Origin of the sequence: Nocardia sp. NPDC051787 (assembly GCF_040681325.1) — a bacterium.
Classification (GTDB): domain Bacteria; phylum Actinomycetota; class Actinomycetes; order Mycobacteriales; family Mycobacteriaceae; genus Nocardia.
Genome location: NZ_JBFAYO010000077.1, coordinates 1 through 1,333, shown reverse-complemented (window position 1 = coordinate 1,333; position 1,333 = coordinate 1). Strand labels below are relative to the sequence as shown.

The 1,333-nt window shown below is 67.4% G+C and carries 1 protein-coding gene; it reads left to right on the top strand.

What is annotated here, in order from left to right:
* Window positions 1-1,333, top strand: a 1,333-nt coding sequence (locus AB0M45_RS33810; protein WP_364337558.1) for an acetate--CoA ligase, incomplete at both ends; no start/stop codon positions are given.

Here is a 1,333-nt window from a genome sequence, read left to right as displayed (position 1 = left end):
GCCCCGCTCAAAGCGGCCGTGGACGAGGCACTCACCGCGGGCCAGACGACCGTCGAGCACGTGCTGGTGGTGCAACGCACCGGCATCGACGCGCCGATGACCGAAGGCCGCGACCTGTGGTGGCACGACACCGTCACCACCGCCTCCCCCGAGCACGAAGCGCAACCCTTCGACGCCGAACACCCCCTGTTCATCCTCTACACCTCCGGCACCACCGGAAAACCCAAAGGCATCCTGCACACCACCGGCGGCTACCTCACCCAAACCGCCTACACCCACCACTACGTCTTCGACCACAAACCGGATCAGGACCTCTACTGGTGCACCGCCGACATCGGCTGGGTCACCGGCCACAGCTACATCGTCTACGGACCCCTCGCCAACCGCGCCACCCAAGTGCTCTACGAAGGCACCCCGAACTCCCCCACTGAGCACCGGCATTTCGAAATCATCGAAAAATACGGTGTCACCATCTACTACACCGCCCCCACCCTCATCCGCACCTTCATGAAGTGGGGCCGCGACATCCCCGCCGCCCACAACCTGTCCAGCCTGCGGCTGCTCGGCTCGGTCGGCGAACCCATCAACCCCGAAGCCTGGCGCTGGTACCGCGAGGTCATCGGCGCCAACAAGACCCCCATCGTGGACACCTGGTGGCAGACCGAAACCGGCGCCATCATGATCTCCCCCCTGCCCGGCGTCACCGCCGCCAAACCGGGCGCGGCCATGACCCCGCTGCCCGGCATCTCGGCAAAAGTCGTCGACGAGGAAGGCAACCCGGTCCGACTCGGCGAGACCGAAGCCAACGGCTACCTCGTCCTGGACCAGCCCTGGCCGTCCATGCTGCGCGGCATCTGGGGCGACATGGACCGCTACCGGGCCACCTACTGGGAACGCTTCGCCGCACACGGCTTCTACTTCGCCGGTGACGGCGCCAAACTCGACGCCGACGCCGATCTGTGGGTGCTCGGCCGCGTCGACGACGTCATGAACGTCTCCGGCCACCGCATCTCCACCGCCGAAGTCGAATCCGCCCTGGTCGGCCACGTCGGCGTCGCCGAGGCCGCCGTCGTCGGCGCCACCGACGCCACCACCGGCCAAGGCATCGTCGCCTTCGTCATCCTCACCGCCGAGGCCACCGACACCGGGCAGGACCTGATCAACGAGCTCAAGGCCGAGGTGTCCCACGAGATCAGCCCGATCGCCCGGCCGCGGGAGATCCACGTGGTGCCCGAACTGCCGAAAACCCGCAGCGGCAAAATCATGCGCCGCCTGCTGCGCGACATCGCCGAAGGACGCGAACTCGGCGACACCTCCACCCTCGTCGACCCGA